The 25,730-nt window shown below is 74.1% G+C and carries 26 protein-coding genes and 1 riboswitch; of the genes, 7 read left to right on the forward strand and 19 right to left on the reverse strand.

Going from position 1 to position 25,730, the window contains the following annotated elements:
* Window positions 1-65 precede the first annotated feature (65 nt).
* From ACZ462_RS09425 to ACZ462_RS09445, 5 genes are all read right to left on the reverse strand, one after another.
* Window positions 66-872, reverse strand: a complete 807-nt coding sequence (locus ACZ462_RS09425; RefSeq protein WP_467804515.1) for a DUF3159 domain-containing protein — start codon at window positions 870-872, stop codon at window positions 66-68.
* 3 nt (window positions 873-875) lie between these two features.
* Window positions 876-1,295 carry an OB-fold nucleic acid binding domain-containing protein gene (locus tag ACZ462_RS09430; protein WP_114054583.1) on the reverse strand — a complete coding sequence of 140 codons (420 nt, stop codon included), beginning with the start codon at window positions 1,293-1,295 and terminating at the stop codon, window positions 876-878.
* 208 nt (window positions 1,296-1,503) lie between these two features.
* Window positions 1,504-2,283 carry a DUF3710 domain-containing protein gene (locus ACZ462_RS09435; protein WP_467804516.1) on the reverse strand — a complete coding sequence of 260 codons (780 nt, stop codon included), beginning with the start codon at window positions 2,281-2,283 and terminating at the stop codon, window positions 1,504-1,506.
* Window position 2,284: 1 nt separating this feature from the next.
* On the reverse strand, window positions 2,285-2,824 hold the full coding sequence (gene dut, locus ACZ462_RS09440; protein WP_467804518.1) for a dUTP diphosphatase: 540 nt from the start codon (window positions 2,822-2,824) through the stop codon (window positions 2,285-2,287).
* A complete protein-coding gene (locus ACZ462_RS09445; RefSeq protein ID WP_467804519.1) occupies window positions 2,824-3,408 on the reverse strand; it encodes a PaaI family thioesterase in 585 nt (194 codons plus the stop codon). Before ACZ462_RS09445 ends, dut begins: the two co-directional genes overlap by 1 nt.
* Before the next feature lie 58 nt (window positions 3,409-3,466).
* Here ACZ462_RS09445 and ACZ462_RS09450 point away from each other — a divergent pair, with 58 nt between their 5' ends.
* A complete protein-coding gene (locus ACZ462_RS09450; protein ID WP_467804520.1) occupies window positions 3,467-3,928 on the forward strand; it encodes a DUF3093 domain-containing protein in 462 nt (153 codons plus the stop codon).
* 114 nt (window positions 3,929-4,042) lie between these two features.
* Here ACZ462_RS09450 and ACZ462_RS09455 read toward each other — a convergent pair whose 3' ends face one another.
* The 4 genes from ACZ462_RS09455 to ACZ462_RS09470 all read right to left on the reverse strand — a co-directional run bounded on the left by ACZ462_RS09455 (window position 4,043) and on the right by ACZ462_RS09470 (window position 7,609).
* Window positions 4,043-4,987, reverse strand: a complete 945-nt coding sequence (locus tag ACZ462_RS09455; RefSeq protein ID WP_467804521.1) for a hypothetical protein — start codon at window positions 4,985-4,987, stop codon at window positions 4,043-4,045.
* Window positions 4,988-4,999: 12 nt separating this feature from the next.
* The gene (locus ACZ462_RS09460) at window positions 5,000-5,296 is read right to left on the reverse strand and encodes a DUF4193 domain-containing protein (protein ID WP_114054577.1); all 297 of its coding nucleotides are present in this window, start codon (window positions 5,294-5,296) and stop codon (window positions 5,000-5,002) included.
* Window positions 5,297-5,699: 403 nt separating this feature from the next.
* Window positions 5,700-6,950, reverse strand: a complete 1,251-nt coding sequence (locus ACZ462_RS09465; RefSeq protein ID WP_467804522.1) for a sensor histidine kinase — start codon at window positions 6,948-6,950, stop codon at window positions 5,700-5,702.
* Window positions 6,951-6,955: 5 nt separating this feature from the next.
* Entirely contained in the window at window positions 6,956-7,609 is a 654-nt protein-coding gene (locus tag ACZ462_RS09470; protein ID WP_114054575.1) for a response regulator transcription factor, read from the reverse strand.
* Window positions 7,610-7,852: 243 nt separating this feature from the next.
* On the opposite strand from ACZ462_RS09470, the gene ACZ462_RS09475 reads away from it, so the two are divergent.
* The gene (locus ACZ462_RS09475) at window positions 7,853-8,020 is read left to right on the forward strand and encodes a hypothetical protein (RefSeq protein ID WP_467804523.1); all 168 of its coding nucleotides are present in this window, start codon (window positions 7,853-7,855) and stop codon (window positions 8,018-8,020) included.
* Window positions 8,021-8,092: 72 nt separating this feature from the next.
* On the opposite strand, the gene ACZ462_RS09480 is transcribed toward ACZ462_RS09475, so the two are convergent.
* Together ACZ462_RS09480 and ACZ462_RS09485 are read right to left on the reverse strand one after the other, a co-directional pair.
* Window positions 8,093-8,947, reverse strand: coding sequence for an inositol monophosphatase family protein (locus ACZ462_RS09480; protein ID WP_467804524.1), 855 nt, complete (start codon window positions 8,945-8,947; stop codon window positions 8,093-8,095).
* 10 nt (window positions 8,948-8,957) lie between these two features.
* Window positions 8,958-10,130: a ferrochelatase gene (locus ACZ462_RS09485; protein WP_467804525.1), complete on the reverse strand. Its 1,173-nt coding sequence runs from the start codon at window positions 10,128-10,130 to the stop codon at window positions 8,958-8,960.
* Between the two features lie 164 nt (window positions 10,131-10,294).
* On the opposite strand from ACZ462_RS09485, the gene ACZ462_RS09490 reads away from it, so the two are divergent.
* The 3 genes from ACZ462_RS09490 to sepH all read left to right on the forward strand — a co-directional run bounded on the left by ACZ462_RS09490 (window position 10,295) and on the right by sepH (window position 14,389).
* Window positions 10,295-11,542: an MFS transporter gene (locus tag ACZ462_RS09490; RefSeq protein ID WP_467804526.1), complete on the forward strand. Its 1,248-nt coding sequence runs from the start codon at window positions 10,295-10,297 to the stop codon at window positions 11,540-11,542.
* The gene (locus ACZ462_RS09495) at window positions 11,499-12,821 is read left to right on the forward strand and encodes a D-arabinono-1,4-lactone oxidase (RefSeq protein ID WP_467804527.1); all 1,323 of its coding nucleotides are present in this window, start codon (window positions 11,499-11,501) and stop codon (window positions 12,819-12,821) included. The genes ACZ462_RS09490 and ACZ462_RS09495 overlap by 44 nt, the downstream gene beginning before the upstream one ends.
* Before the next feature lie 521 nt (window positions 12,822-13,342).
* On the forward strand, window positions 13,343-14,389 hold the full coding sequence (sepH, locus tag ACZ462_RS09500; RefSeq protein ID WP_467804528.1) for a septation protein SepH: 1,047 nt from the start codon (window positions 13,343-13,345) through the stop codon (window positions 14,387-14,389).
* A 60-nt stretch (window positions 14,390-14,449) separates the two neighbouring features.
* Here the strand turns inward: sepH and ACZ462_RS09505 are convergent, their stop codons facing one another.
* A complete protein-coding gene (locus ACZ462_RS09505) occupies window positions 14,450-15,295 on the reverse strand; it encodes a sulfurtransferase (protein WP_467804529.1) in 846 nt (281 codons plus the stop codon).
* 174 nt (window positions 15,296-15,469) lie between these two features.
* On the opposite strand from ACZ462_RS09505, the gene ACZ462_RS09510 reads away from it, so the two are divergent.
* The gene (locus tag ACZ462_RS09510; protein WP_467804531.1) at window positions 15,470-16,273 is read left to right on the forward strand and encodes a VOC family protein; all 804 of its coding nucleotides are present in this window, start codon (window positions 15,470-15,472) and stop codon (window positions 16,271-16,273) included.
* Window positions 16,274-16,301: 28 nt separating this feature from the next.
* On the opposite strand, the gene ACZ462_RS09515 is transcribed toward ACZ462_RS09510, so the two are convergent.
* The 4 genes from ACZ462_RS09515 to ACZ462_RS09530 all read right to left on the reverse strand — a co-directional run bounded on the left by ACZ462_RS09515 (window position 16,302) and on the right by ACZ462_RS09530 (window position 21,615).
* A complete protein-coding gene (locus ACZ462_RS09515; RefSeq protein WP_467804532.1) occupies window positions 16,302-16,952 on the reverse strand; it encodes a thymidine kinase in 651 nt (216 codons plus the stop codon).
* A 77-nt stretch (window positions 16,953-17,029) separates the two neighbouring features.
* Window positions 17,030-18,232, reverse strand: coding sequence for an alkaline phosphatase family protein (locus tag ACZ462_RS09520; RefSeq protein ID WP_467804533.1), 1,203 nt, complete (start codon window positions 18,230-18,232; stop codon window positions 17,030-17,032).
* The gene (locus tag ACZ462_RS09525; RefSeq protein ID WP_189811159.1) at window positions 18,232-18,840 is read right to left on the reverse strand and encodes a DUF5998 family protein; all 609 of its coding nucleotides are present in this window, start codon (window positions 18,838-18,840) and stop codon (window positions 18,232-18,234) included. Before ACZ462_RS09525 ends, ACZ462_RS09520 begins: the two co-directional genes overlap by 1 nt.
* 51 nt (window positions 18,841-18,891) lie before the next feature.
* The gene (locus tag ACZ462_RS09530; protein ID WP_467804535.1) at window positions 18,892-21,615 is read right to left on the reverse strand and encodes a bifunctional acetate--CoA ligase family protein/GNAT family N-acetyltransferase; all 2,724 of its coding nucleotides are present in this window, start codon (window positions 21,613-21,615) and stop codon (window positions 18,892-18,894) included.
* 183 nt (window positions 21,616-21,798) lie between these two features.
* On the opposite strand from ACZ462_RS09530, the gene ACZ462_RS09535 reads away from it, so the two are divergent.
* Window positions 21,799-22,080: an HPr family phosphocarrier protein gene (locus ACZ462_RS09535; protein ID WP_467804536.1), complete on the forward strand. Its 282-nt coding sequence runs from the start codon at window positions 21,799-21,801 to the stop codon at window positions 22,078-22,080.
* Window positions 22,081-22,322: 242 nt separating this feature from the next.
* Here ACZ462_RS09535 and ACZ462_RS09540 read toward each other — a convergent pair whose 3' ends face one another.
* The 3 genes from ACZ462_RS09540 to ACZ462_RS09550 form a co-directional block, all read right to left on the reverse strand.
* Window positions 22,323-22,988, reverse strand: coding sequence for a GntR family transcriptional regulator (locus ACZ462_RS09540; RefSeq protein WP_467804537.1), 666 nt, complete (start codon window positions 22,986-22,988; stop codon window positions 22,323-22,325).
* Window positions 22,989-23,203: 215 nt separating this feature from the next.
* Window positions 23,204-23,998 carry a M23 family metallopeptidase gene (locus ACZ462_RS09545; RefSeq protein ID WP_467804538.1) on the reverse strand — a complete coding sequence of 265 codons (795 nt, stop codon included), beginning with the start codon at window positions 23,996-23,998 and terminating at the stop codon, window positions 23,204-23,206.
* A 12-nt stretch (window positions 23,999-24,010) separates the two neighbouring features.
* Window positions 24,011-24,168: riboswitch (cyclic di-AMP (ydaO/yuaA leader) on the reverse strand.
* Window positions 24,169-24,358: 190 nt separating this feature from the next.
* Entirely contained in the window at window positions 24,359-25,726 is a 1,368-nt protein-coding gene (locus ACZ462_RS09550) for a M16 family metallopeptidase (RefSeq protein ID WP_467804605.1), read from the reverse strand.
* Window positions 25,727-25,730: the final 4 nt, after the last annotated feature.

The raw sequence follows: 25,730 nt of genomic DNA on the forward strand, positions 1-25,730 counted from the left end.
CCCGCCCCTTCTCCGTTCTCGTACGTACGCTCCCCCCGGCCGCGGCCCGGTGGGAGGCGCGGGCCTCAGTCCTGCGGCGTGCCGGGCCGCCCCGTATCGGCCTTCGCCTTGGCGGCCTTCCGCTCGGCCTCCTCCGCCTCGTACTCGGCGATGACGTCGATCGGCGGCGGCGCCTTGGCGAGGAACACCCACGTGAAGTAGACGGCCAGCAGCATCGGCGGCAGCTTGAGCGCGATCAGCACCCAGCCGAGCTGGGCCGCGTCGCCCCAGAAGTACAGCGGGAAGAGGATCGCGTACTTGGCGAGGAAGATGATGCCCCAGGCCAGGCTGGCCTTGGTGTAGGCCTTCTTGCGGCCGGGGTTGCGGGTCCGCCAGGACATGTTCTCCCGGAAGACCGGGCCGAGGACCACGCCCAGCAGCGGGAACCCGACCAGCGCGGAGAGGGTGAAGGCCAGGCCGAGGCCCGCGCCGTAGATCATGCCGGGCAGGTAGAAGCCCTTGGCGCTGCCGGTGAACAGCGCGAACGCGACGCCGACGCCGACGCCGAAGACCCCGCTGAAGGCGTGCTTGACGGTATCCCTGCGCAGCAGCCGGACGACCACCAGTACCACGGCCACCGCGCCGGCGGCGATCGCGGACAGCCGGACGTCCCGGTTGACGGTGTAGATCATCACGAAGAGCAGGCCGGGGAGCATCGTCTCCACGGTGCCCCGGATGCCCCCGAAGGCGTCGAAGAGCGCGGCCTGCGTCACCTCGTGCTGCTCGCTCCGGGCGGGCCGGGCGTGCCGGCGGCCGGTCGCCGCGGGGGCGGCGGGACCGCCCGCAGCGGACTGCGGATCCTGCGCGGGCGGGGTTTCGTCGAGTGGCGTCACCGGTCAGTGCTCCTGTCCGAGCGGTCGGAGTTCGTACTTCGGGTTGAAGAGGACCCTGCGGCCGTGGCTCATGGAGATCCGCCCCGAGGCGATCATGCGGCGGCCCGGCTCGATTCCCACGATCGAGCGACGGCCGAGCCAGACCACGTCCAGCGCGGCGGAGCCGTCGAACAGCTCCGCCTCCAGCGCCGGGACGCCGGCCCTCGGCCGGAGCGTGACGGTGCGCAGGGTTCCGGTGACCTTGACTATCTCCCGGTCGTGGCAGTCGCAGATCCGCGTGCACCCCGCGGCCTCTGCGTCCTCCTGCAGCTCCGCCGAATGCAGGTCCTCCTGGGAGGTGGAGAGCCGCTCTATCATCCGGCGGAACCGGCCCGCCGGCCTGACCGGCTTGGCGGACTTCTCGGGACGCGGTTCAGCACTCATACCTCGAAGCGTACCGGCGCGCCGCGTCCCGTTCGAAGTCCTGCGGCCTTCAGCAGCGGCGGCCCCTGCCGGGCCCGGCAGGCAGGTGCCGGGCGTGCGTAAGGCCCCGGGCCGCGCCCTCGGAGGGGTGCGGCCCGGGGCCTTCCGTACCGGCAGTGCCCGCGGTGTGCGCGGTCCGTGCGGGTGCCCGCGCGGCCGCGGGCCGGTGTCAGCGGACCTCGGTGATCTCCGGGCCGCGCTCCAGCTGGCCCATGCCGCCGGAGAAGCGGGAGCCCTCCTGCGCCTCGGTCTGCACGCCGTCCGGCACCATCTGGGCGTCGTTCGGCAGCTTCAGCACGATCGGGTCGCGCGGGGCCATCGGGCCGTCGCCGCGGATGATGACGGTGTCCCGGAAGATCTGCTCCAGCAGGCCCGCGGACTCGGGGCGCACCGCCGCCTGGCCGGAGATGACGCCGCGCAGGAACCAGCGCGGGCCGTCGACGCCGACGAAGCGGACCAGCTGGGCGCCGGTCTGCCCGTCGGGCATGGGTACGGGCACCTGGGCGCGCAGCTCCCAGCCGAGCGGGCCCTCGACCTCGTCGATGAGGCCGCCCTGCTGGATGATGCCCGCGGCGATCTCCTCGCGGACCTCGCCCCAGATGCCTTCCTTCTTGGGTGCGGCGAACGCCTGGAGCTGTACGGCGCTGTCGCCGAGGACGACCGTCGCGGCGACGATCGCGTCGCCGGCGACCTCGACGCGCAGCTCCATGCCCTCGACACCCGGTACGAGGATGCCGCCGAGGTCGACCCGGCCCTCGGCCGGCGACCCGGGCACCTCGGTGACGTCCCACGGCCCGTCGGGCCGCGGGGCCGGCGGCAGGTTCACCCGGCGGGGGGCGGTCTCCAGCTCCTCGCCGCCCTCCTGCTCGTCGGCAGCCACGCCGTCCACGACCTGCTCGGCCGCGCCGCCGTCCCTGGCGGAGTCGTTCTTCTTGCGACGTCCGAACACGTCACTGTCCTTCCCGGTCGGATACGACCGAAGCGTAGCCATTCCCACCCTGCTGACCAGCGCCGGATCCGGCCACGGCCGCATGACCGCCGGTGGAGCCGAAACCCCCCTCGGCCCGGGCCGAGCCGGGAAGTTCCGCCACCTCGTGGAAGCGCACCTTCTCGACCCGCTGGACAACCAGCTGGGCAATGCGGTCGAAGCGCTCGAACCGGACGCTCTCGCGCGGGTCGAGATTGACCACGATCACCTTGATCTCCCCACGGTACCCGGCATCGACCGTCCCCGGGGCATTCACGAGCGCGAGGCCGCACCGGGCGGCGAGGCCCGAGCGGGGGTGCACGAAGGCCGCGTACCCGTCGGGCAGGGCGATCGAGACGCCCGTCGGCAGGACGGTGCGCTCGCCGGGCGCGAGCTCGGCGGCCCGGGTGGTCACCAGGTCGCAGCCGGCGTCGCCGGGGTGCCCGTACGCGGGGATCGGCACCTCGGGGTCGACGCGCCTGATCAGCACGTCGACGGGGTGGTTGGGGTTGTGCAGAGCCATCAGGGGTTCACCTCGAAGGCGCGTGCGCGCCTGACCTGGTCCGGGTCGGCCATCGCCGCCCGGATCTCCTCGGGCCGACCGTTGTCGATGAAGTGGTCGACCTTCACCTCTATGAACAGCGCGTCCGCGCGTACGGCGACGGGGCCGTCGGGCCCGCCCGTGCGGCCGACGGCCGTGCAGTAGATCTTGCGGCCGGCCACGGCCGTCACCTCGGCCTCCAGGTGCAGGACGGTGCCGACGGGCACGGGCCGCACGAAGTCGGTCTCCAGCCGCCCGGTCACGGCGATGACGCGGAGCAGCCAGTTCAGGGAGCCGAGGGTCTCGTCGAGCGCGGTGGCGAGGACGCCGCCGTGCGCGAGGCCGGGCGCGCCCTGGTGGGCGGGCCGCACGGTGAACTCGGCGGTGACGCTCACGCCGTGGCCCGCCCGCGCCTCCAGGTGGAGGCCGTGCGGCTGTCCGCCGCCGCACCCGAAGCAGTGCTCGTAGTGCGCGCCGAGCGGCTCGCCGGGCGCCGGCGCGTCGGGGTGCCGGACCGGCGCGGCGGCGTCGTCCGGGGGCGTCAGCGCTGTGTTTCGTCCACTCACAGGCGCAGACCTTACCCGCGCCGCTACCCGCCGGTCGCCCCGTGGCAGGCTTGGGGGCATGCAGCTCTCCCCCGCGCACCACGACGAACGCCTGACCGCCCCCCGCTCCTGGTGGGGCATCGCCGCCCTGATCGGTCTGGCGTGCGCGCTGATGCTGCTGCCGCTCGGCCTGCTGCCGCTGCTCGCCGGGCTGGTCGGCGGCTCGGCGCTGGCGGGGATCCTGGTCAGTGCGTACGGGTCCGCGCGCGTGCGCGTGGTGGGAGGGGCGCTGGCGGCGGGCGACGCGCGGATCCCGGTGGCGGCGCTCGGGGAGCCGGAGGTCCTGGACGCGGAGGAGGCGCGCGCCTGGCGCACGTACAAGGCGGACTCGCGCGCGTTCATGCTGATGCGCAGCTACGTGCCGACGGCGCTGCGGATCCCGGTGGTGGACCCCGCCGACCCGACCCCGTACGTGTACGTCTCCACGCGGGCGCCCGAGGCCCTCGCGGCGGCGATCCGGTCGGCGCGGACCGCGGGCTAGGCCTATCGACCCGCAGCACTGTTCACGCGGCTGACGGGTGGGCGGCCGGCTGCGGCGCGCTCCGGCCGTATCCCGTCCGCCCCGGGATCCGCGGGCGTTCCGCGGCGGTGCCCGTCAGGTCCGCGGGTCCTGCGCGTCCGCGCCGGGCCCGCCCTCGGTGCGGGGTTCGCCGAGGACATCGGCCAGGCCGCCGGGGAGGGGCTCTGCGGGCTTGTCCAGGCGCGGGAGCCCGGGCAGGGCGTCCCAGGGCACGGCCCGGCTCCGGAGGTCGCCGCGGACCTTCTCGGCGAGTCTGCGGGTGTCGCGGCGGTTCATGAGCGCGCCGACGGCCGCGCCCACCATGAAGGGGATCAGGTTGGGCAGGTTGCGGAGCATCCGCTTCATGATCTGCTGGCGCAGTTCGCGCCGCATCTGCCCGCCGAGGGCGGTGTTGACGGTCGCCGGCTTCTTCCAGTCGACGCCGCGCTCCTCGGTCCAGGAGGTGAGGTAGGCGGTGCTGCGGTCCTTGGCGCTGCCGGGCGGCCGCAGGCCGTACACCTCGTGCAGCTCGGCGATGAGCTTCAGCTCGATCGCCGCGACGCCGAGGATCTCGGCGGCGAGTTCCGCGGGCATCGCGGGCGGGGTGGGGAGCATGGCGGCGGCGCCGATGCCGGCTCCCACGGTGGAGGTGCCCTTGGCGGCTCCGGAGATCAGCCTGTCGGCGATCTGGTCGGGGCCGAGGCCGGGGAACTGGGCGCGGAGGGCGGCCAGGTCCCGCACGGGGATGCGCGGGGCCACCTCGACGAGGCGGTCGGTGATGTACAGGGCGGCGGCCCTGGCGCTTTCGCCGCCCTTTCGCACACCGTTCCTGACGGCTTGCAGCCGTCGGGCTGCGGCCCGCTCAGGGGCCCCTGCGCCGGCCCCTGCGTCCGCCGGCGGCCCGGGGACGGCGGTCGGGAGGACGGCGGGTGCACCGGGAGCTGCTGGGCCCGTCGCCGGGCCCGTGGCTCCCGCCTGCGTCTCCGCCGGTTCACCGGACTTTCGGAAGCGGAACTTCCGAAACGGTGTCGAGCCGGTCACGGCCGACGCCTCTCAGTCGCAGTCGCGGCAGATCGGCTGACCGTTCTTCTCGCGCGCGAGCTGGCTGCGGTGGTGCACCAGGAAGCAGCTCATGCAGGTGAACTCGTCGGCCTGCTTGGGCAGGACCCGGACGGCCAGCTCCTCGTTGGAGAGGTCCGCGCCGGGCAGCTCCATGCCCTCGACGGCGTCGAAGTCGTCGATGTCGACGCTGGAGGACGACTTCTCGTTCCGCCGGGCCTTCAGCTCTTCGATGCTGTCGTTGTCGACGTCGTCGTCGGTCTTGCGTGGGGTGTCGTAGTCCGTTGCCATGTTTCGCTCTCCCCCTCTGGGATTTAGCGGTGTCTCAGCGCACGTAACGCGCGAGAGGCCGGACTTGTGCCCGACCTGAGGCGGAGATTTTGCCTCACATCAAGGTCTGTTACTCAATCGACACCCAAGCCGCGCGCCAGAAGCGGCGACCGGCTGGGATGACGACCGGGACCGTACACGGTCCTGGGTCCGTCTTGCACAAGCACCACCCGGTGTATTTTCCGCCGTCCGGGGGGCCGGAAACCCGGACTTCCCGGACTTTCCGGCCGTTCCACGGCATCCACGGGTCACTGAACGCACATGGCCCCACACTCGACAATGTGATCGATCACACAGAGTTCAACTTGTTCACACCACAGCTATTCAGCCCGTGGCGAACAAAGATGCGGTGCTCACGGCGTGCTCACAGCGGCAGCGTGACACGCATCACGAGGCCTCCGCCGTCCCTCGGCACCGCCGTGATCCGGCCGCCGTGTGCGCGCGCCACGGAGCGTGCGATCGACAGGCCCAGGCCGACACCCTTGTCGCTGCCCGTTCGCTCGGTACGCAGCCGCCTGAAGGGCTCGAAGAGGTTGTCCACCTCGTACGCCGGGACCACCGGCCCGGTGTTCGACACGACGAGCACCGCGTGGCCGGGCACGGCCTCCGTGGTGACCTCCACCCAGCCCCCCTCCGGCACGTTGTAGCGCACGGCGTTCTGCACCAGGTTCAGCGCGATCCGCTCCAGCAGCACGCCGTTGCCCTGGACGACGGCCGAGGCGCGCTCGCCCCGGATCTCCACCCCCTTGGCCGCGGCCTCCGCCCGCGCCTGGTCGATGGCGCGCGAGGCGACCTCCGCCAGGTCGACCGGCTTGCGCTCGACTATCTGGTTCTCGCTGCGGGCGAGCAGCAGCAGCCCCTCGACCAGCTGCTCGCTCCGCTCGTTCGTCGCGAGCAGGGTCTTGCCGAGCTGCTGGAGCTCCACCGGAGCCCCGGGGTCCGACAGGTGCACCTCCAGCAGCGTCCGGTTGATCGCCAAGGGGGTGCGCAGCTCGTGGGAGGCGTTGGCGACGAACCGCTGCTGGGCGGTGAAGGCCCGCTCCAGGCGGTCGAGCATCTCGTCGAAGGTGTCGGCGAGCTCCTTGAGCTCGTCGTCCGGCCCGTCCAGCTCGATGCGCCGGGTCAGGTCGGAGCCGACGACGCGGCGCGCCGTCCGCGTGATCTTCCCGAGCGGCGACAGCACGCGTCCGGCCATGGCGTAGCCGAAGGCGAAGGCGATGACGCTCAGCCCCAGCAGCGCCATCAGCGACCGGCTGAGCAGGTCGTCCAGGGCGTGCCGGCGCTGCTCCAGCATGCAGGCCTGGATGGCGGCGTGGAACTGGTCGACGGTCTGCTCCGGGCCCACGCCGGGACAGGTGGGGCTGGAGACCACGACCTTCTGCCCGCTGATGCTGACGATCTTGAACGGCAGGGCGTTGCCCTCCCGCAGCGCCTGCGCGGCCAGCAGGTAGATGATCGACAGCAGCAGGATGCCGGCGATCAGGAACATCCCGCCGTACAGCAGGGTGAGCCTTATCCGGATCGTGGGCCGCAGCCAAGGGAAGGGACCCTCGGGCGGGCCGGGGTCCCAGGTCGGTTTCGGCGGCGCGGTCGGTGGCGCCGGGGTCGCTGCCACGCGCGTCAGATCCGGTAGCCGGAACCCGGGACGGTCACGATGACCGGGGGCTCCCCGAGCTTGCGCCGCAGGGTCATGACCGTCACCCGCACCACGTTGGTGAAGGGGTCGGTGTTCTCGTCCCATGCCTTCTCCAGCAGCTGCTCGGCGGAGACCACGGTGCCCTCGCTGCGCATGAGCACCTCCAGCACCGCGAACTCCTTCGGGGCCAGCTGCACCTCGCGGCCCTCGCGGAACACCTCGCGCCGGTTCGGGTCGAGCCGGATCCCGGCGCGCTCCAGCACGGGCGGCAGGGCGACCGTGGTGCGCCGGCCCAGCGCCCGCACGCGGGCGGTCAGCTCGCTGAACGCGAACGGCTTGGGCAGGTAGTCGTCCGCCCCCAGCTCCAGGCCCTCCACGCGGTCGCTGACGTCCCCCGAGGCCGTCAGCATCAGCACGCGCGTCGGCATGCCGAGCTCGACGATCCTGCGGCAGACGTCGTCCCCGTGGACGAGCGGCAGGTCCCGGTCGAGGACGACGACGTCGTAGTCGTTGACACCGACGCGCTCCAGCGCCGCGGCGCCGTCGTACACGACGTCCACGGCCATGGCCTCGCGGCGCAGTCCGGTGGCCACCGCATCGGCGAGCAGCTGCTCGTCCTCGACGACGAGTACGCGCACGTCGTTTCCTTCCTCCGAGCCCCCAGGGCACACGTGTGATTGCGCCGCCCATCCTGCCCCTTTCGGCCGTAAACCGGCTGTAAGGCGCCACTCGGCAGGGCATCCGGGGCGGAACTGGGGATTCCCTCGCCTCCAGAGGTTTCTGCGCCCAGGGTGCAGGGGAGGACGTCAGCACACCCCGACCACTCCCTGACGGCGGGCATCCCTGTGCCGCCGCGACCACGAAGAGGGGGCGAACCCACCATGGACGCATTCACCGCGGGTCTCCTGCAGCGCATCGAGAGCACGCAGTCCGACCTCCGCCACGCCCGTGAAGCGGGCGACGACTTCCTCGCCGACGTGGAACAGGCGGAGCTGGAGGACCTCAAGCGCCTCGCCGCCGAGCACGGAGTTCCCGTCTCCGCCTGCTGAGACCCGACCGGACCCCGGCGGCCGCCGTGCCGCCGGGGTCCCTTCATGCCCGGATCCGGACCGGGGCGCCGGTCAGTCGTGCCAGGCCCCGGCCTCCTCCAGCAGCGGCCCGAGGGCGGCGAACACCGCGGGCGTCGCGGCGAGCGCCAGCTCCCCGGAGGCCGGACGGCCCGGCCGCCCGCCGGTCAGCGCCCCGGCCTCGCGGGCGATCAGCTCGCCCGCGGCGAGGTCCCAGGGGTTGAGCCCGCGCTCGTAGTACGCGTCCAGCCGCCCCGCGGCCACGTCGCACAGGTCGATCGCGGCCGAGCCGCCGCGCCGGACGTCCCGCACCCGCGGGAGGATCCGCCGTACGACCTCGGCCTGCTGCTCCTTGCGCACCTGGAGGTAGGCGAAGCCGGTGGCCACCAGGGCCTGGTCCAGCGGGGCCGCCTCCCGGCAGGCGAGCCGCTGCCCGCCGAGCCGGGCGCCGCCGCCGCGCACCGCCCGGAACGTCTCGGCCCGCATCGGCACCTCCACGACGCCGGCCAAGGTCTCGCCGCGGTACTCGGCCGCGATCGACACGCTCCAGCTCGGCAGGCCGTAGAGGTAGTTCACGGTGCCGTCCAGCGGGTCCACGATCCAGCGCACCCCGCTGGTGCCGGGGCGGTCCGCGCCCTCCTCGCCGAGCAGGCCGTCCTGCGGGCGCCGGCGCTCAAGGACGCCGGTGATCAGCTTCTCCGCCGCGATGTCCATCTCGGTCACCACGTCGATGGGGCTGCTCTTGACGGCCGCGACCCCCAGGTCGTCCGGCCGGCCGTCCCGCAGCAGCTCGCCGGCCCGCCGGGCGGCCTCCAGCGCCACGTCCAGCAGCTCCTCCGCGAGGCCCGCGGGCACGGCCGCGGCACCGTCCTGCGCTTCCCGCACGTCCCGCTCCTCCTCCGATGCCATGCCGCCGCCCCTACGCGTACGGGCTGTCGGCGCCGGCCGCCGCCGGCCGGGCGCCGCGCGCCGGGCAGCAGCCCACCGGGCACACGTCGTGGCTCGGCCCGAGCCGGCCCAGCGCGCACCGCTCGACGGCCTCGCCGCGCTCCGCCGCCGCCCGCTCCAGCAGCAGCTCCCGGACCGCCGCCGCGAAGCGCGGGTCGGCGCCCACGGTCGCCGAGCGCACGGCCGGAAGGCCCAGCTCCGCCGCCTTGGCCGCGGCCTCCGTGTCGAGGTCGTACATGACCTCCATGTGGTCGGAGACGAAGCCGATCGGGACCACCACCACCGCCGGCGCCCCGGCGGCGTGCAGCTCCTCCAGGTGGTCGCAGATGTCCGGCTCCAGCCAGGGGATGTGCGGGGCACCGCTGCGGGACTGGTAGACCAGCCGCCAGGGCAGCTCCAGGCCCGTCCCGGCCCGCACCGCGTCCGCGATCACGGCGGCCGTGTCCAGGTGCTGCCGGACGTACGCGCCGCCCTCGCCGTCCGCGGTGTGCCCGGACGCCGGACCGGAGGCGTCCGCGGCGGCGGTCGGGATCGAGTGGGTGGTGAAGGCGAGGTGCGCCCCCGCCCGCACCTCCTGCGGCAGCTGCTCCAGGGCCGCCAGCACGCCGTCGACCATCGGCTGCACGAAGCCGGGGTGGTTGAAGTAGTGCCGCAGCTTGTCGACCCGCGGCAGCTCCGCCGCGCCCTCCCGCTCCAGCAGCGCCAGTGCGTCCGCCAGGTTCTCGCGGTACTGGCGGCACCCCGAGTACGAGGCGTACGCGCTGGTCGCGAGGACCGCGATGCGGCGGCGCCCGTCGGCGGCCATCTCCCGCATGACGTCGTCGAGGTACGGGGCCCAGTTCCGGTTGCCCCAGTACACCGGCACGTCCACCCCGTGCTCGGCGAAGTCCTTGCGCAGCGCGTCCAGCAGCTCGCGGTTCTGCGCGTTGATCGGGCTGACGCCGCCGAAGCCGAAGTAGTGGCTGCCGACCTCCTTGAGCCGCTCCCGCGGGATGCCGCGCCCGCGGGTGACGTTCTCCAGGAAGGGGACGACGTCGTCGGGGCCCTCGGGGCCGCCGAACGAGAGCAGCAGAAGGGCGTCGTAGGGCGCTGCGGGCCCTGGGGCCGGCGAGGGGGCGGCTGCGGCGCGGGGCTGGTCAGACATGCGTCGCATCCTGCCACCCGGCGCCCGCCGCGGGGAACCGGGCCCGCCGCGTCCCACCCGGCCGACACGGATAAGGTGAGCCTTACTTACCGTCTGGAACCGTGCAGCGCCCCGCCTGCGGTCATAACCTGTATGGGCCAGCGACGTCCCCCACGGAGCGCACCTTGCCCAGTCCCTACCGCGCGATCTTCGACGCGCCCGGCACCAAGGCGTTCAGCGTCGCCGGCTTCATCGGCCGCATGCCGCTGTCCATGGTCGGCCTCGGCATCCTCACGATGGTCTCCGAGCTCACCGGCCGCTACACCCTGGCCGGCGCGCTCACGGCGACCCTGGCCCTCTCCGCCGCGGTCGTCGGCCCGCAGGTCTCCCGCCTGGTCGACCAGTACGGCCAGCGGCGCGTGCTGCGCCCGGCGACCCTCCTGGCCGGGGCGGCCGTCTCGGGACTGCTCGTCGCCGCGTCGCAGGGGTGGCCCGACTGGACCCTCTTCCTCTTCGCCGTCGCCGCCGGCTGCGTCCCCAGCGTGGGCTCGATGGTCCGCGCCCGCTGGACCGCCATCCACCGGGACACCCCGCACCTGCACACCGCGTACTCCTTCGAGTCCGTCGTCGACGAGGTGTGCTTCATCTTCGGCCCGCCGCTCGCCACCATGCTCTCTGCGAGCTGGTTCCCGGAGGCCGGGCCGCTGGTGGCGCTCGCCTGCCTGATGGTGGGCGTCTGGTGGCTGACGGCGCTGCGCGACACCGAGCCCGAGCCGCACCCCCGCGACTCCCAGGCCGACCCGTCGTCCGCGCTGCGCTCCCCCGGCCTGCAGGTGCTCGCCGGCACCTTCGTGGCGACCGGCGCCATCTTCGGCTCCATCGACGTGGCGACGCTCGCCTTCGCCGAGGAGCGCGGAGCCAAGTCCGCATCGGGTCTGGTCCTGGCGGTCTGGGCGCTCGGATCCTGCCTCGCGGGCATCGCTTTCGGCCTCATCCGCTTCAAGGGCAAGGCCGAACACCGCTGGATCCTGGGCATCTGCGCGATGGCCGTGAGTATGATCCCCCTCCTACTGGCCGGGAACCTTCCGATTCTGGCCGTGGCGCTCTTCGTCTCGGGCCTCGCCATCGCTCCCACGATGATCACCACGATGGCCCTGATCGAGGCGCACGTACCACGCGCGAAGCTGACCGAGGGCATGACCTGGATCAGCACCGGCCTCGCGGTCGGGGTCGCGCTCGGCTCCTCCGTGGCCGGCTGGGTCGTCGACGCGGCGGGGGCGGGCAGCGGGTACGTCGTCTCCATCTCGGCGGGGGCCGCCGCGGCGGCGGTCGCGTTCGCGGGATACCGCCGGCTCGCGAGGCCGGCGCAAGGGGAGGAGCCCTCGGGCGATGGGGACGGCGACAGCGGCAAGGTACGGGGCCTCGTGGCGTAACTGGGCCGGGAACATCACGGCCGCACCGGCCCGGGTGGTGACCCCGGCATCGGTCGGCGAGGTGCAGGAGGCGGTGCGGCGGGCCGCCGAGGACGGGCTGCGGGTGAAGGCGGTCGGCACCGGCCACTCCTTCACCGCGGCCGCCGCCACCGACGGCGTCATGGTGCGCCCGCAGGCGCTCACCGGCATCCTCGGCATCGACCGGGCGGCGGGCACCGCGACGGTCGCGGCGGGAACGCCGCTGAAGGACCTCAACCGGGCCCTGGCGGCCGAGGGCCTCTCGCTCGCCAACATGGGCGACATCATGGAGCAGACGGTCTCCGGGGCCGTCTCCACCGGCACCCACGGCACCGGCCGCGACTCCGCCTCCCTCGCCGCCCAGCTCCGCGGCCTGGAGATGGTCACGGCGGACGGGCGGCTGCTGGCCTGTTCGGAGAAGGAGGACCCCGAGGTCTTCGCGGCCGCCCGGGTCGGCCTCGGCGCGCTCGGGATCACCACGGCCCTCACCTTCGCGGTGGAGCCCCTCTTCCACCTGACCGCCCGTGAGGAGCCGATGCGCTTCGACCGGGTGACCGCCGAGTTCGACGAGCACGTCGCGGAGAACGAGCACTTCGAGTTCTACTGGTTCCCCCACACCGGCAACTGCAACACCAAGCGCAACAACCGCAGCCAGGGCCCCGCCGCCCCTCCCGGACCGGTGAGCGCCTGGATCGAGGACGAGCTGCTGTCGAACGGCGTCTTCCAGGTCGTCAACTCCCTGGGGCGTGCGGTCCCGGCGGCCATCCCCGCCATCGCGCGCGTGGCCAGCCGCGCCCTGTCCGCCCGCACCTACACGGACATCCCGTACAAGGTCTTCACCAGCCCCCGCCGGGTCCGGTTCGTGGAGATGGAGTACGCCCTCCCGCGCGAGCACGCGGTCGAGGCCCTGCGGGAGCTGAAGGCGGCGGTCGACCGCTCCCGGCTGCGGATCAGCTTCCCCGTCGAGGTCCGCACGGCGCCGGCGGACGGCATCACGCTGTCCACGGCCTCGGGGCGGGAGACCGCGTACATCGCGGTGCACATGTACCGGGGCACCCCGTACCAGGCGTACTTCACGGCCGCCGAGCGCATCTTCACCTCGTACGGGGGCCGCCCGCACTGGGGCAAGGTGCACACCCGCGGCGCGGAGTACCTGGCCGCCGCCTACCCCCGGTTCGGGGAGTTCACCGCGCTGCGCGACCGGCTGGACCCCGATCGGCTCTTCGGCAACGACTACCTGCGCCGGGTCCTCGGGGACTGACCCCCCCTTCCGGGCCGCCGGGCCGCCCGCGATCTCCATCACACCGGTGGCGGCCGGGCGGTGACGGGGCGGCAGGGGGTCCGCCACACGGAGTAAGAGGAGGTTCCGTTTCCGGCGATTCCATGGAGCAAGACGCCCGAAATGGGGCGCGGTTGCGGGTCCGGCCGGATCCCGGGCAGCCCGAACTGCACCGCCGGTGACACGTTCGGCGGCGCGGCGGTCCACCGAGGTGGCCCGAATGGAGTACTGTGGCGAGCCCTGGGGCCGTCCTTCCTTTCGGCTGTCCGGACCCGGGTGAGGGGGCCGGCTGAACGGACATGCGGCACTCGGACCGGTGATGCCGCGACAGCGCACGGGCGCCTGTACGCACAGTAACCAATCGGTCACTGTGTGTGCCCAACAGGTAACCGTGCCATAACGGCGATCAAGGGCGCATGCCCGACACGCCGGTTGAACTCGGCAAGGTTGTGGCAGGCTGCACCCGGGCAGGCCACACTCGACTAGCGGAAGCAGCGACGCACGTGACGTCGGCAGGCACCACCCGGGAGGTCCCCATGCCCGAACTGCGTGTCGTGGCCGTCTCGAATGACGGCACACGACTGGTGCTCAAGGCTGCGGACAGCACGGAGTACACGCTTCCGATCGACGAGCGGCTTCGGGCTGCCGTGCGCAACGACCGCGCGCGCCTGAACCAGATCGAGATCGAGGTCGAGAGCCACCTCCGGCCCCGCGACATCCAGGCGCGCATACGGGCCGGTGCCTCCGCTGAGGAGGTCGCCCAGCTCGCCGGCATCCCCGTCGACCGCGTGCGCCGCTTCGAGGGGCCGGTGCTGGCCGAGCGCGCGTTCATGGCCGAGCGCGCCCGCAAGACGCCCGTGCGCCGACCGGGCGAGAACACCGGACCGCAGCTCGGCGAGGCCGTCCAGGAGCGCCTGCTGCTGCGCGGCGTCGACAAGGACACCGTCCAGTGGGACTCCTGGCGCCGCGACGACGGCACCTGGGAGGTCCTGCTCGTCTACCGCGTGGCGGGCGAGACGCACTCCGCGAGCTGGACCTACGACCCGCCGCGCCGCCTCGTCGTCGCCGTGGACGACGAGGCCCGCTCGCTGATCGGCGAGGCGGACGACCTGCCGGCCGCCCCCGAGCCCAGCTTCCCCTTCGTGCCGCGCATCGCGCGCCTGCCGCGGGACCGGCCCCTCGACCGCACGCCCGACCGGCCCGAGCGGCCCGTCGCGCCCGCGCCGGAGCCGGAGGAGGAGCGGGACTCGCTGACGAGCCTGCTGGAGGCGGTCCCGAGCTTCCGCGGCGACCTCGTCGTCCCCGAACGCACCGACACCCCCGCCGAGGAGGCGGAGGCGGAGGAGCCCCCGGCCGCCTCGGCGTCCGCGGGCGCGGGCACCGCGTACGCGGACGTGCTGATGCCGCGCACGGTGGCCGGCCACCGCGACCGCCTGACGGGCACCACCGACCGCCAGGCGGAGGCGGACGGCGTCCGCCCGGGCCGCCGCGCGGCGGTGCCGAGCTGGGACGAGATCGTCTTCGGCACCCGGCGCAAGAAGCAGGAGTAGACCCGGCGTACGGACCGGCCCGCCGCACCCCACCGGGCGGGCGGGCCGGTGTGCCGCGCGCTACTGCGGGTCCGGCCCGGTGGCCACCGGCCGCTCCGGGTCCGCGGACCACTCCGACCAGCTGCCCGCGTACAGCGCGGCGCCGATCCCCGCCACCTCCAGCGCCAGCACTTCGTGCGCCCCGGAGACGCCCGAGCCGCAGTACACGCCGACCGGGGCCCCGCCCGCGGCGCCCAGCCCCGCGAAGCGCGCCCGCAGTTCGGCGGCGGGCAGGAACAGCCCGTCCGGGCCCAGGTTGTCCGTCGTCGGCGCCGACAGCGCGCCGGGGATGTGGCCGCCGACCGGGTCGATCGGCTCGACCTCGCCGCGGTACCGCTCCCCCGCCCGCGCGTCCAGCAGGACCCCCTCGCGGGCCAGGGCGGCCGCCCCGTCGGCGTCGAGCAGCCCCATTGCGCCGGGAGTTGGCTTGAAATCGCCTTGGACCGGGGCCGCGGGTTCCGATGTCACCGCGCCTCCGGCGGCCGTCCAGGCGGCCAGGCCGCCGTCCAGGACCCGCACGTGCGGGTGCCCGGTCCAGCGCAGCAGCCACCAGGCGCGCGCCGCCGCCCACCCCTGCCCGCCGTCGCAGACGACGACCGGGACGTCCGCGCAGACCCCGGCGCGCCGCATCACGGCCCCGAACTCCTCCGCGTCGGGCAGCGGGTGCCGCCCGCCCGCCCCCGGCGGACCTGCCAGTTCGCGGTCGAGGTCCACGTACACGGCCCCCGGCAGATGGCCGGCGTCGTAGGCGGGGCGCTGGTTCGGGCCGCCCAGCTGCCAGCGGACGTCGAGGAGCACCGGCGGCCGCGGACCGGCCAGTTCCGCGGCGAGGGCGGACGCGGAGACAATCGCAGAGTTCGCAGTCATACGACCCATCCTCCTCCCCCGCGGGGGCGCACGGGGGCACCACCGGCACCGACAGGCGCACTGATCCGGTCATCTCCGCCCGCTCCAGCGATTCTCGGCCGGGTCGGGGCGCGCCGGAGCGGGCGGGGTGGAACCATCTGGTCCCGATGTCCGACGACCGAGGAGACGGCTTACATGACCGACGCAGTGCAGGACACGCGGCGCCCGCCCGGCACACCCTGCTGGTCGAGTCTGATGGTCCACGCCCTCGGCACCGCCGAGGCGTTCTACGGCGAGCTGTTCGGGTGGGAGTACGAGCCCGGCCCCGCCCCCTTCGGGCCGTACGTCCGCGCCCTGCTCGACGGCCGCGAGGTCGCCGGCATCGGGGAGATGCCGCCGGACCGGGACCTCCCGGTGGCCTGGACGACGTACTTCGCCACCGACGACGTCGACACGGCGGCGGAGTCCGTCCGGTCCTGCGGCGGGACCGTCGCCGTCGGGCCCCTCGACGCGGGGGGCGCCGGCCGCCTCGTGATCTGCTCCGACCCGCTGGGGGCGGTCCTCGGGATCTGGCAGGCCGACGGCAGCGCCGGAACCCAGCTGTCCGGGCCCCACGGGACGCCCGTGTGGGCCGAGCTGGTCACCCAGGACACCTCGACCGTGGGCAAGTTCTACGCGCACGTCTTCGGGCACGTGGCGGAGCACGGCGCCGCCCCCGAGGACCTCGCGGCCGGCGCGGACTTCGACTACCTGACCCTGCTGCTGGACGGCCGGCCGGTCGCCGCGGTGCACGGGGTGGGCCGCTCGCTGCCGCACGACCGGGGACCGCACTGGATGACGTACTTCGCCGTCGACGACGCCGACGCCGCCGCCGCGCAGGTCCGCCGCCTTGGCGGGAGCGTGGTCCAGCCGCCCCGCGAGGGACTCACGGGCAGGGTCGCCACGGTCGCGGACCCGGAGGGCGCGCTCCTCGCCCTGGTCGAGCGGCGCCCCGCCTGACCTGCCGCGCGGGGCCGCCCTGCACCGCTCAGGCGCGGCCCACCGGCAGGACGTCCGGGGAGAGCGCGGCGGCGTGCGCGGAGGCCGAGGTCATCCGGCGCCGGTGGTGCCGGCGGCACAGCACCTCGTAACCGACCTCCTCCGCAGGCCGGTTGACGTCCCCGACGACGACCTGGGCGCCCTCGACGACCATCCGCCCGCCCACCGTGCGGGCGTTGTGCGTGGCGCGGGCCCCGCACCAGCACAGGGCCTCGACCTGGAGCTGCTCGATCCGGTCGGCGAGCTCGATGAGCCGCTGCGAGCCGGGGAAGAGCTTGGTGCGGAAGTCGGTGGTGATGCCGAACGCGAAGACGTCCATGTCGAGGTCGTCGACGATACGGGCCAGCTGGTCGATCTGCTCGGGCGCGAGGAACTGCGCCTCGTCGACGATGACGTAGTCCGCCCTGCCGCCCCGGGAGAGCTCGCCGACGAGGTAGGCGTACAGTTCCATCGCGTCGCCGACCTCCACCGCGTCCGTCACCAGGCCCAGGCGCGAGGAGAGCTTGCCCTCGCCGGCCCGGTCCTGGCGGGTGAAGATGACGCCCTGGAGGCCGCGGGCCGAGCGGTTGTGGGTGATCTGGAGCGCCAGCGTGCTCTTTCCGCAGTCCATGGTTCCGGAGAAAAACACCAATTCGGGCATGGAGGGAACGGGACCTTTCGGGTCGTGGTCGGCGGACGGGCGTACGGGCGCGGAGGGAGGTGCGGGTGGCGGCGGGGTCAGGTGCGGATCTCGAGCAGCGGGACGAGCTGCTCGGCGGGGGTCATCGAGCCGTGCATGCCGGCCAGCGCGGACTCGTTCGGCTCGGCCTGGGACGCCGTGATCGCGACATCGGCGTGGGCGGCGGCGACCACGTCGCCGATCCGGCCGAGGACGCGCTCGTCGCACTCCCCTGGCGGCCCGAACCAGCCGAGTTCGAGGGCCTCTTCGCGGCCGGCGACCCAGAACCGGTCCCCGAGCACCTCGCGCCACACGGTCAGGACGTCGGCCTCGGCGCCCGGGACCGCGTACACGTGCCGGGCGCGGCCCTCGCCGCCGAGCAGGGCGACACCCGCGCCCAGCTCCCAGTCCTCGTCGAAGTCGATCCGGGAGTCCTCGTCGAAGGGGATGTCCACCATGCCGTGGTCGGCGGTCACGTACAGGGCGGTCCGGGGCGGCAGCTGCTCGGCGAGCCGCTGCACCAGCCGGTCGACGTACATCAGCTGGCCGCGCCAGGCGTCGGAGTCGACACCGTGGCGGTGGCCGGCGCCGTCGAGCTCGCTGTAGTACGTGTACACCAGCGAGCGGTCGCCCGCGGCGAGGCGGTCCGCGGTGAGGTCCATCCGCTCCTCGCCGGTCATCCGGCCGTGGAAGGTGCCGCCGCTGAGCGCGATCTGGGTGAGCGGGGTGGTCTGGAAGGCGGGCGAGGAGACCTGGGCCGTGGCCACGCCGGCCGCGTCGGCGAGCTGGAAGACGGTCGGGTACGGCTGCCAGGGGCGCGGCGGGGTCCACGGGTTCCAGCGAAGCTGGTTCATCAGCTCGCCGGTGCCGGGGTTGCGGACGGCGTAGCCGGGAAGGCCGTGCCGGGCGGGCGGCAGGCCGGTGCCGACGGACGCCAGCGAGGTGGCCGTGGTCGCCGGGAAGCCGGCGGTGAGGGGGCGGCCGGTGCCGCCGCGGGAGGTGCCGAGCAGGGAGGTCAGGAAGGGGGCTTCGGCGGGGTGGGCCTTGATCTGCTCCCAGCCCATGCCGTCGACGAGGAAGACGCAGTTCCGGTCGGCGGGGGCCAGCTCGGCGATGGCGGCGGTGAAGCCGGGGACTCCCTGGCCTGCGGCGAGGGTCGGCAGCAGGTCGGCGAGCGAGCCGGCCCCGTACTGCGGGACGGGCGCGCCGGCGAGGTCCAGCAGCTCGGGCTCGTCCCAGTTCGGCGGTGCGGAGTGGGACATCAGCGGGCGGTGCCGGCGGCCGTGGCCGCGGTCGCCTCGGAGAGGGCCTGAGCGAAGAGCAGGGTCTGGCGTACGGCCTCGGGGCCGTCGCCCGCCTCGCTCACGCGGAGGCTGAGGTCGTCGGCGGTGGAGTTGCCGGTGTAGCCGTGGTCGGAGTCGCAGTTGGGGTCGCCGCAGGCGGCGGGTTCGAGGTCGATGCGCGAGACGGCTCCCCAGCCGATGGTCAGGACGACCTCGCGCGGCAGGGTGCCCGGGGTGTACGACTCGGGGTTGGCGACGACGCGGCTGAGCACCACCGAGGAGATGCTGGCCAGCTTCACCGACTCGGTGGAGGTGGTCGCGTACGGCGAGGGGGAGCCCGCGTCGGCGGCCTGCTCGTCGGTGTGGCTCACGATGAAGCGGTTGCCGGTCAGGACGAGCACGGTGACGTGCCGGCGCACCTCGTTGGAGTCGAAGGTCGTCTCCTGGTGGACCAGGTACGACGAGATCGGCTCGCCGCCCACCGCGGCCTCCACGGCCTCGGCCACGAGGGCCGGGTAGTAGCCGCTGCGCTCGATCGCCGTGCGCAGCCCCTGGGTCGTCGTACCGGATTTCGCCATGGGGTCCATCCTAAGGCCCGTACGGGGCGCCCAGGCCGCCTCGGGACGCCCCCGGGGTCCTCAGTAGCTGGGGAGGGTGCGCGGGCCGAGGTCGGTGCGGGCGGGCGGGTGGGCGATGCGGACCGCGGCGCTGAGGACGGAGAGGCCCTCGGTGGCGACGACGACGGGTTCGAGGGTGACGCCGACCACTTCCGGGTGGTCGTCGACGAGCCGGGACAGCCGCAGCAGCAGCTCTTCCAGGGCGGGGGTGTCGACGGGGTCGCTGCCTCGCCAGCCGAAGAGGAGGGGGGCGGTGCGGATGGAGCGGATCAGTCCGGCGGCGTCCCGGTCGGTGGCGGGGACGAGCCGGTGGGCGGTGTCGCCGAGCAGCTCGGAGGCGACTCCGGCCAGGCCGAAGGAGAGGACGGCGCCGGCGGCCGGGTCGATGACGGAGCGGACGACGGTGTCGACGCCGCGCGGCACCATGGCCTGCACGACGGGCTGCAGCTCGGCGGGGCTGCCGAGGAGCTCGGTCAGCTCGTCGTACGAGCGGCGCAGCTCGGCCTCGGTGGTGAGGTCCAGGCGGACGCCGCCGAGGTCGGCGCGGTGGCGCAGGTGCGGGGCGGTGGTCTTGAGGGCGACGGGGTAGCCGAGGGCCGCGGCGGCCTTGGCGGCGGCGTCGGGGGTGGGCGCGGGCAGGGTGGGCAGGACGCGGATCCCGTAGCGGGCGAGGAGCGCGGCGGCGTCGCCGTCGGCGAGGGTGATCACGCCGTCGGGGCCGGCTCCGCCGGCGAGGAGGGCGGCGAGCTGGGCGGCGGCCCCCGCCTCGTCGATGTCGTCGTACTCGGGGACGTGCCCGGTGTCGGTGTTGGCGCGGCGCCACTGGCCGTGGCGCACGGCTTCGGCGACCGCCCGCACGGCCCGCTCGGCGGCCGGGTAGGCGGGGATGCGGACGTCCTCGCGGGAAAGGGACCGGACGAGCTCGGCGAGCTCGACGTGGACGACGGCGACCGGTTTGCCGGGGTGGGCGGCCGCGGCGTCGCGCAGGGCGTCGGCGAGGCCGTCGGCCCCGGTCTCGGCGCAGGTGTCCTCGCCGACCCAGGGGATGGCGGTGACGACGACGGCGTCGTGGGCGTCGGAGGCGAGGGCCGCGGAGACGGCGCTGCCGAAGTCGGCGGGGGTGGCGGCGGTGGTCAGGTCGAGCGGGGAGGAGGGCCGCAGCCCCTGGGCGAGGCAGGCGTCGTAGGTGAGGTAGCCCAGCGATTCGGAGTTGCCGAGGATCGCGACGCGCGGCCCGGCGGGGACCGGCTGGGAGGCGAGCAGGAGGCCGACGTCGACGAGCTCGGTGACGGTGTCGACGCGGATCACGCCGGCCTGGCGGAGCAGGGCGGAGACGGTGGCCTCGGGGAGCCGGGTGCCGGGGACGGCGTGGCCGGCGGGCGTGTGGCGGCCGCCCTTGGCGACGACGACGGGCTTGACGGCCGCGGTGCGGCGGGCGAGGCGGGTGAACTTCCGCGGGTTGCCGAGGGTTTCCAGGTACATGAGGGCGACGTCGGTGGCCTCGTCCTCGTACCAGTACTGGAGGATGTCGTTGCCGGAGACGTCGGCGCGGTTGCCGGCCGAGACGAACGAGGAGAGGCCCTCGCCGCGGCGGAGCAGGGCGGACAGCAGCGCGATGCCGATGGCGCCGGACTGGGTGAAGAGCCCGATCCGGCCGGGGACGGGGGCGGGCACGGGGGCCAGGGAGGCGTTGAGCGCGACCTCGGGCGCGGTGTTGATCACTCCGAAGGCGTTGGGGCCGATGAGGCGCATCCCGTGGGAGCGGACCTGGCGGACGAGTTCGCGTTGGCGCTCCAGGCCGGCGGGGCCGGTCTCGGCGTAGCCGGCGGACAGCACGACGAGGCCCTGCACGCCGTGCTCGCCGCAGTCGGCGACGACCTGCGGCACCCGGGCGGCGGGGACGGCCACGACGGCGAGGTCCACGGGCGCGTCGATCTCGGCGAGCGAGCGGTAGGCGCGCACGCCGTCCAGGAGGTCGCCCTCGATGCCGGGGGCGCGGGCCTCGTTGACGGCGTAGAGGTGGCCGCGGAAGCCGCTGTCGCGGAGGTTGCGCAGGGCGGCGGCGCCGACGCCGCCGCCGGAGCGGCTGACGCCGATGACGGCCACGGACCCGGGGGCCAGGAGCCGCTGGACGGAGCGGGCCTCGGCGCGCTGCTCGCGGGCCCGCTGGACGGCGAGCGACTCGGCGGTGGGCTCCAGGTCGAGCGTGAGGCGGACGGCGCCGTCCTCGAAGCTGCGCTTCTGCTGGTAGCCCGCGTCCGTGAACACCTTGATCATGCGGGTGTTGGCGGGGAGCACCTCGGCGGCGAACCGGCGGATGCCGCGTTCGCGGGCGACCGCGCCGATGTGCTCCAGGAGCGCGGAGGCCACGCCGCGCCCCTGGTGGGCGTCCTGGACGAGGAACGCGACCTCGGCCTCGTCGGCGGGGGCCGAGGCGGGGCGGCCGTCGGGGCCGATCCGGTCGTAGCGGACGGTGCCGATGAAGTCCTCGCCGACGGTCGCGGCGAGGCCCACCCGGTCGACGTAGTCGTGGTGGGTGAAGCGGTGCACGTCGCGGTCGGAGAGCCGGGGGTAGGGGGCGAAGAACCGGTAGTACTTCGACTCGTCGGAGACCTGCTCGTAGAAGCTGACCAGGCGGCCCGCGTCCTCGGGGGTGATGGGCCGGATGCGTGCGGTGCCGCCGTCACGGAGGACGACGTCCGCTTCCCAGTGGGCCGGGTACGAGGGGTCCGACGCGGTGGTCATGCGGTGATCCTAAGCCCAGGGCGGGTGGAAGGGCTCCTGCGCGGTGCACGCCCGAGGAGAGGTGCGAACCGGTGCAATACGGGGTAGATCGGACGGAAGAGATCGAGGCCGGCGGCGGTCCGAGCACGGGGGACCGCGTGAGATAGTGGTCTAGACAACCGTCAGAACCTGAAGGGCATCACCATGGCAGAGCGCCGCGTCAACGTCGGCTGGGCCGAGGGCCTGCACGCTCGTCCCGCCTCGATCTTCGTCCGGGCGACGACCGCTTCGGGCGTCCCGGTGACCATCGCGAAGGCGGACGGGAACCCCGTCAACGCCGCCTCCATGCTCGCGGTGCTGGGCCTGGGCGCCCAGGGCGGCGAGGAGGTCGTCCTCGCGTCGGACGCCGAGGGCGCGGAGGTGGCGCTGGACCGCCTCGCGCGGCTGGTCGCGGAGGGTCTTGAGGAGCTTCCCGAGACCGTCTGACCCTTCGGGTTCCACCCGGTTCGCGCGAAGCCGCGGCCGCCGATGCTCCGGCGGCCGCGGCTTCGCCGTTGCGGGTACGGGAATGCGATGCGCGCACGCGAATGCGCCGCGGAATTCGAGGACGAACACGGCCGCGACCGGGAGGGAGTTCCGGGCGTACCGCCGATTCCGAAGGCGCACGGAAATCGACGCGGCCGGAAGGGACTCCCGGCCCTTGTTTCCGCATTTCTACGCGGCCCCTGTTAAAAGGAGCGGCCCGCCGTGTTTACGGCAGGTTGCGAAGTCCTCACGCGCAGCCGGTAGGCACCCGCGGTGCGTTCGGCGTGGCCGGCGGTCAGGGCCCGCGCCCGCTCCGCGTCCCCCCTGGCCACCGCGTCGGTGATCGCACCGTGCTCCGCCCAGCACTCCACGGGCCGCTCCGGCGCCTGCACGGCGTACATCCAGGCGACCTTGTGGCGCATCTGGATGAGCAGGGCGATCAGCCCGGGGCTGGCCGAGGCCTGCGCGAGGGTCTCGTGGAACCAGCTGCCGAGGGCCCGCAGGTCCTCGCCCTGCCCTCCCCTGGCCCGCTCCTGGCCCAGCCTGACCAGGCCGCGCAGCACCTTCAGGTGGCCCTCGGTGCGCCGCCGCGCGGCCCTGGCGGCCGCGAGCGGCTCCAGCAGCATCCGCATCTCCAGGAGGTCGGCGGCCTCCTGCTCGGTGGGCTCGGCGACGCAGGCGCCCGCGTGCCGCCGGCTGGTCACGAAGCCCTCGGACTCCAGGGTCCGCAGGGCCTCGCGGACCGGAACGCGCGAGACGCCGTACCGGCGGGCCAGCTGCTCCTCGGTGAGCCTGGCGCCCGGCGGGAACGCCCCGGAGACGATGTCGTCGCGGATCGCGGTGCACACCGCGTGCGCGGGAATACGCAAGACCGGACCTCCGCCCTTTTTCAAATGGCCGGCACCGGTGCCGCGGCCGTGGTGGATCGTACGGAAACTGTATGGCAATTCCCGCCGGTTTCCGAGGGCGGCAGGAAATCAGCGGTATTTCGGCCGGGGTGCGGCGGCCGGAAATCGGCGTCCCGGGCAGCGCGAAGGCCCCGGCTCGGCGAGCCGGGGCCTTCAAAACAGGCTGCTGCGAGGGGTCAGAGGCTGACGCCGTGGCTGCGCAGGTAGGCGATCGGGTCGATGTCCGAGCCGTACTTGGCGCCGGTGCGGGCCTCGAAGTGCAGGTGCGGGCCGCTGGAGTTGCCCGTCGAGCCGGAGAGGCCGATCTGCTGGCCCGGGGTGACCTGCTGGCCGACCGAGACGCTCAGCGAGTTGAGGTGGCCGTACTGGGTGTAGGTGCCGTCGGCGTGCCGGATGACGACGTTGTTGCCGTAGGCGCCGCCCCAGCCGGCCTCGACGACGGTGCCGAGGCCGACGGCGCGGACGACGGAGCCCTCGTCGGCGTGGAAGTCGATGCCGGTGTGGCTGCCGGAGGACCACATGCCGCCGCCGGCGCGGTACTGGGTGCTGACGTAGGAGCCGGCGAGCGGGGAGACGAAGGTGTTGAGGCGCTTGCGCTCCTCCTCGCGGGCGGCGCGCTCGGCGGCCTCGCGCTCGGCCTTCGCCTTCTCCTCGGCCTTCTGCTTGGCCTCGGCGGCGCGCGCCTTGGCGTCGGCCTCGGCCTGCGCCTTCAGGGCGGCGGCCTCGGCGGCGGCCCGCTGGGCGTCGGCCTGGGCCTCGATCTGGCCGGCGACGTCCTCCGCGGTGACGACCGCGTTCAGGCCGGTGTCCTCCATGGACGGGCCCTTGTCCGACGCGGCGAAGGCCGGGGCGGCGAGGGTGCCCACGACGCCGGTGGTGGCGAGGGCGGCGACGCCGGCGAATCCGGCGGTCTTGCGGCTCAGACGGCTGGAACCACGGTGCTTGCCGGCGGCACGGCTGCCAAAGGCCATGGAGAGGCTGATCCTTTCCTTCCCTCTCGCCTACCGGGTTAGCTGACGGGTTCGGAGCAGGAAGGTCTCCTACGGGCACCTCTTGCGAGGCGGCCCGATTCACCCCAAGGGACGTGTGGGTCCCCGGCTCCCCAGGCTCGCGCCTGACGGGGACTCGGCGATCGCTGCCCGGTGCCGCGGCTGCGGCGCGTATCAACTGACGGACAGCACGGCCGACGCTAGGCGGATCATCAGTCAATCACCAAATGGTCACGGCCTTTTGTTGCGCACGCCACACCGCATACGGGCAACCTCCGCAGCAAAACCGGACACAAAGGGCCCCGGCGGACAAGCCGCCGAGGCCCCTTGGGGAGTTGCCCGTCAGTTGCCGACGACGGTGACCTCTCCGATGCCCAACGCGCGCACCGGCCCCTCGATCTGCGCGGCGTCGCCGACGAGCACGGTGACCAGCCGGTCCACCGGGAACGCCTGCACGACGGCCGTGGTCGCCTCCACGGTGCCCGTCTCGGCGAGCCGGGCGTACAACTGCGCCTGGTAGTCGTCCGGCAGCTCCTGCTCGACCTGGTCGGCGAGGGTCCCGGCGACGGCCGCGGCCGTCTCGAACTTCAGCGGGGCCACGCCCACCAGGTTCTGCACGGCGACGTCCCGCTCGGCGTCCGTCAGGCCCCCCTCGGCGAGGGTGCGCAGCACCTTCCAGAGGTCCTCCAGCGCCGGCCCGGTGTTGGGGGTGTCCACGGACCCGCTGATGGCGAGCATCGAGGCGCCCCGGCCGTCGGCGGTGGAGCGCAGCACCTGGCCGAAGGCGCGCACGCCGTACGTGTACCCCTTCTCCTCGCGCAGCACCTTGTCCAGGCGCGAGGTGAGGGTGCCGCCCAGGCAGTACGTGCCGAGCACCTGGGCGGCCCAGACGCGGTCGTGCCGGTCGGGCCCGGTGCGGCCGATCAGCAGCTGGGTCTGGACGGCGCCGGGCCGGTCGACGATGACGACGCGGCCGGTGTCGTCGGACTCCACCGGGGGCACGGGGCGGGGCTGCCCCGGGTTGCCCGTCCAGGCGCCCAGGGTGTCGGCCAGGAGGGCGTCCAGGTCGATGCCGGCCAGGTCGCCGACGATCACCGCGGTGGCCGTCGCGGGGCGCACGTGCGCCTCGTAGAAGGCGCGGACGGCCGCGGAGTCGATCCGGGCGACGGTCTCCTCGGTGCCCTGGCGCGGGCGGGACATCCGCAGGGAGGCCGGGAAGAGCTGCCGGTAGAGCTCCTTGGCGGCGCGGCGCTGCGGGTTGGCCAGCTCGTGCGGGATCTCGTCCAGGCGGTTGCGGACGAGGCGGTCGACCTCGCTGTCGGCGAAGGCCGGCGCGCGCAGCGCCTCGGCGAGCAGGCCGAGGGCCTTGGCCAGCCGGGAGGCCGGGACCTCCAGGGAGACGCGCAGGCCGGGGTGGTCGGCGTGCGCGTCGAGGGTGGCGCCGCAGCGCTCCAGCTCGGCGGCGAACTCCTCGGCGGAGTGCTTGTCGGTGCCCTCGGACAGGGCGCGGGCCATGATGGTGGCGACGCCGTCCAGCCCCTCCGGCTCGGCGTCCAGCGGTGCGGCGAGGTTCACCTCTACGGCGATGACCTGCTGGCCGGGCCGGTGGCAGCGCAGCACGGTCAGGCCGTTGGGCAGGGCGCTCCGCTCGGGGGCGGGGAACGCCCACGGCTTGGGCTGCCCGGCGGCGGGCCGCGGGTGGAAGGTCATCGTG

Source organism: Streptomyces sp. NPDC031121 (assembly GCF_055570615.1).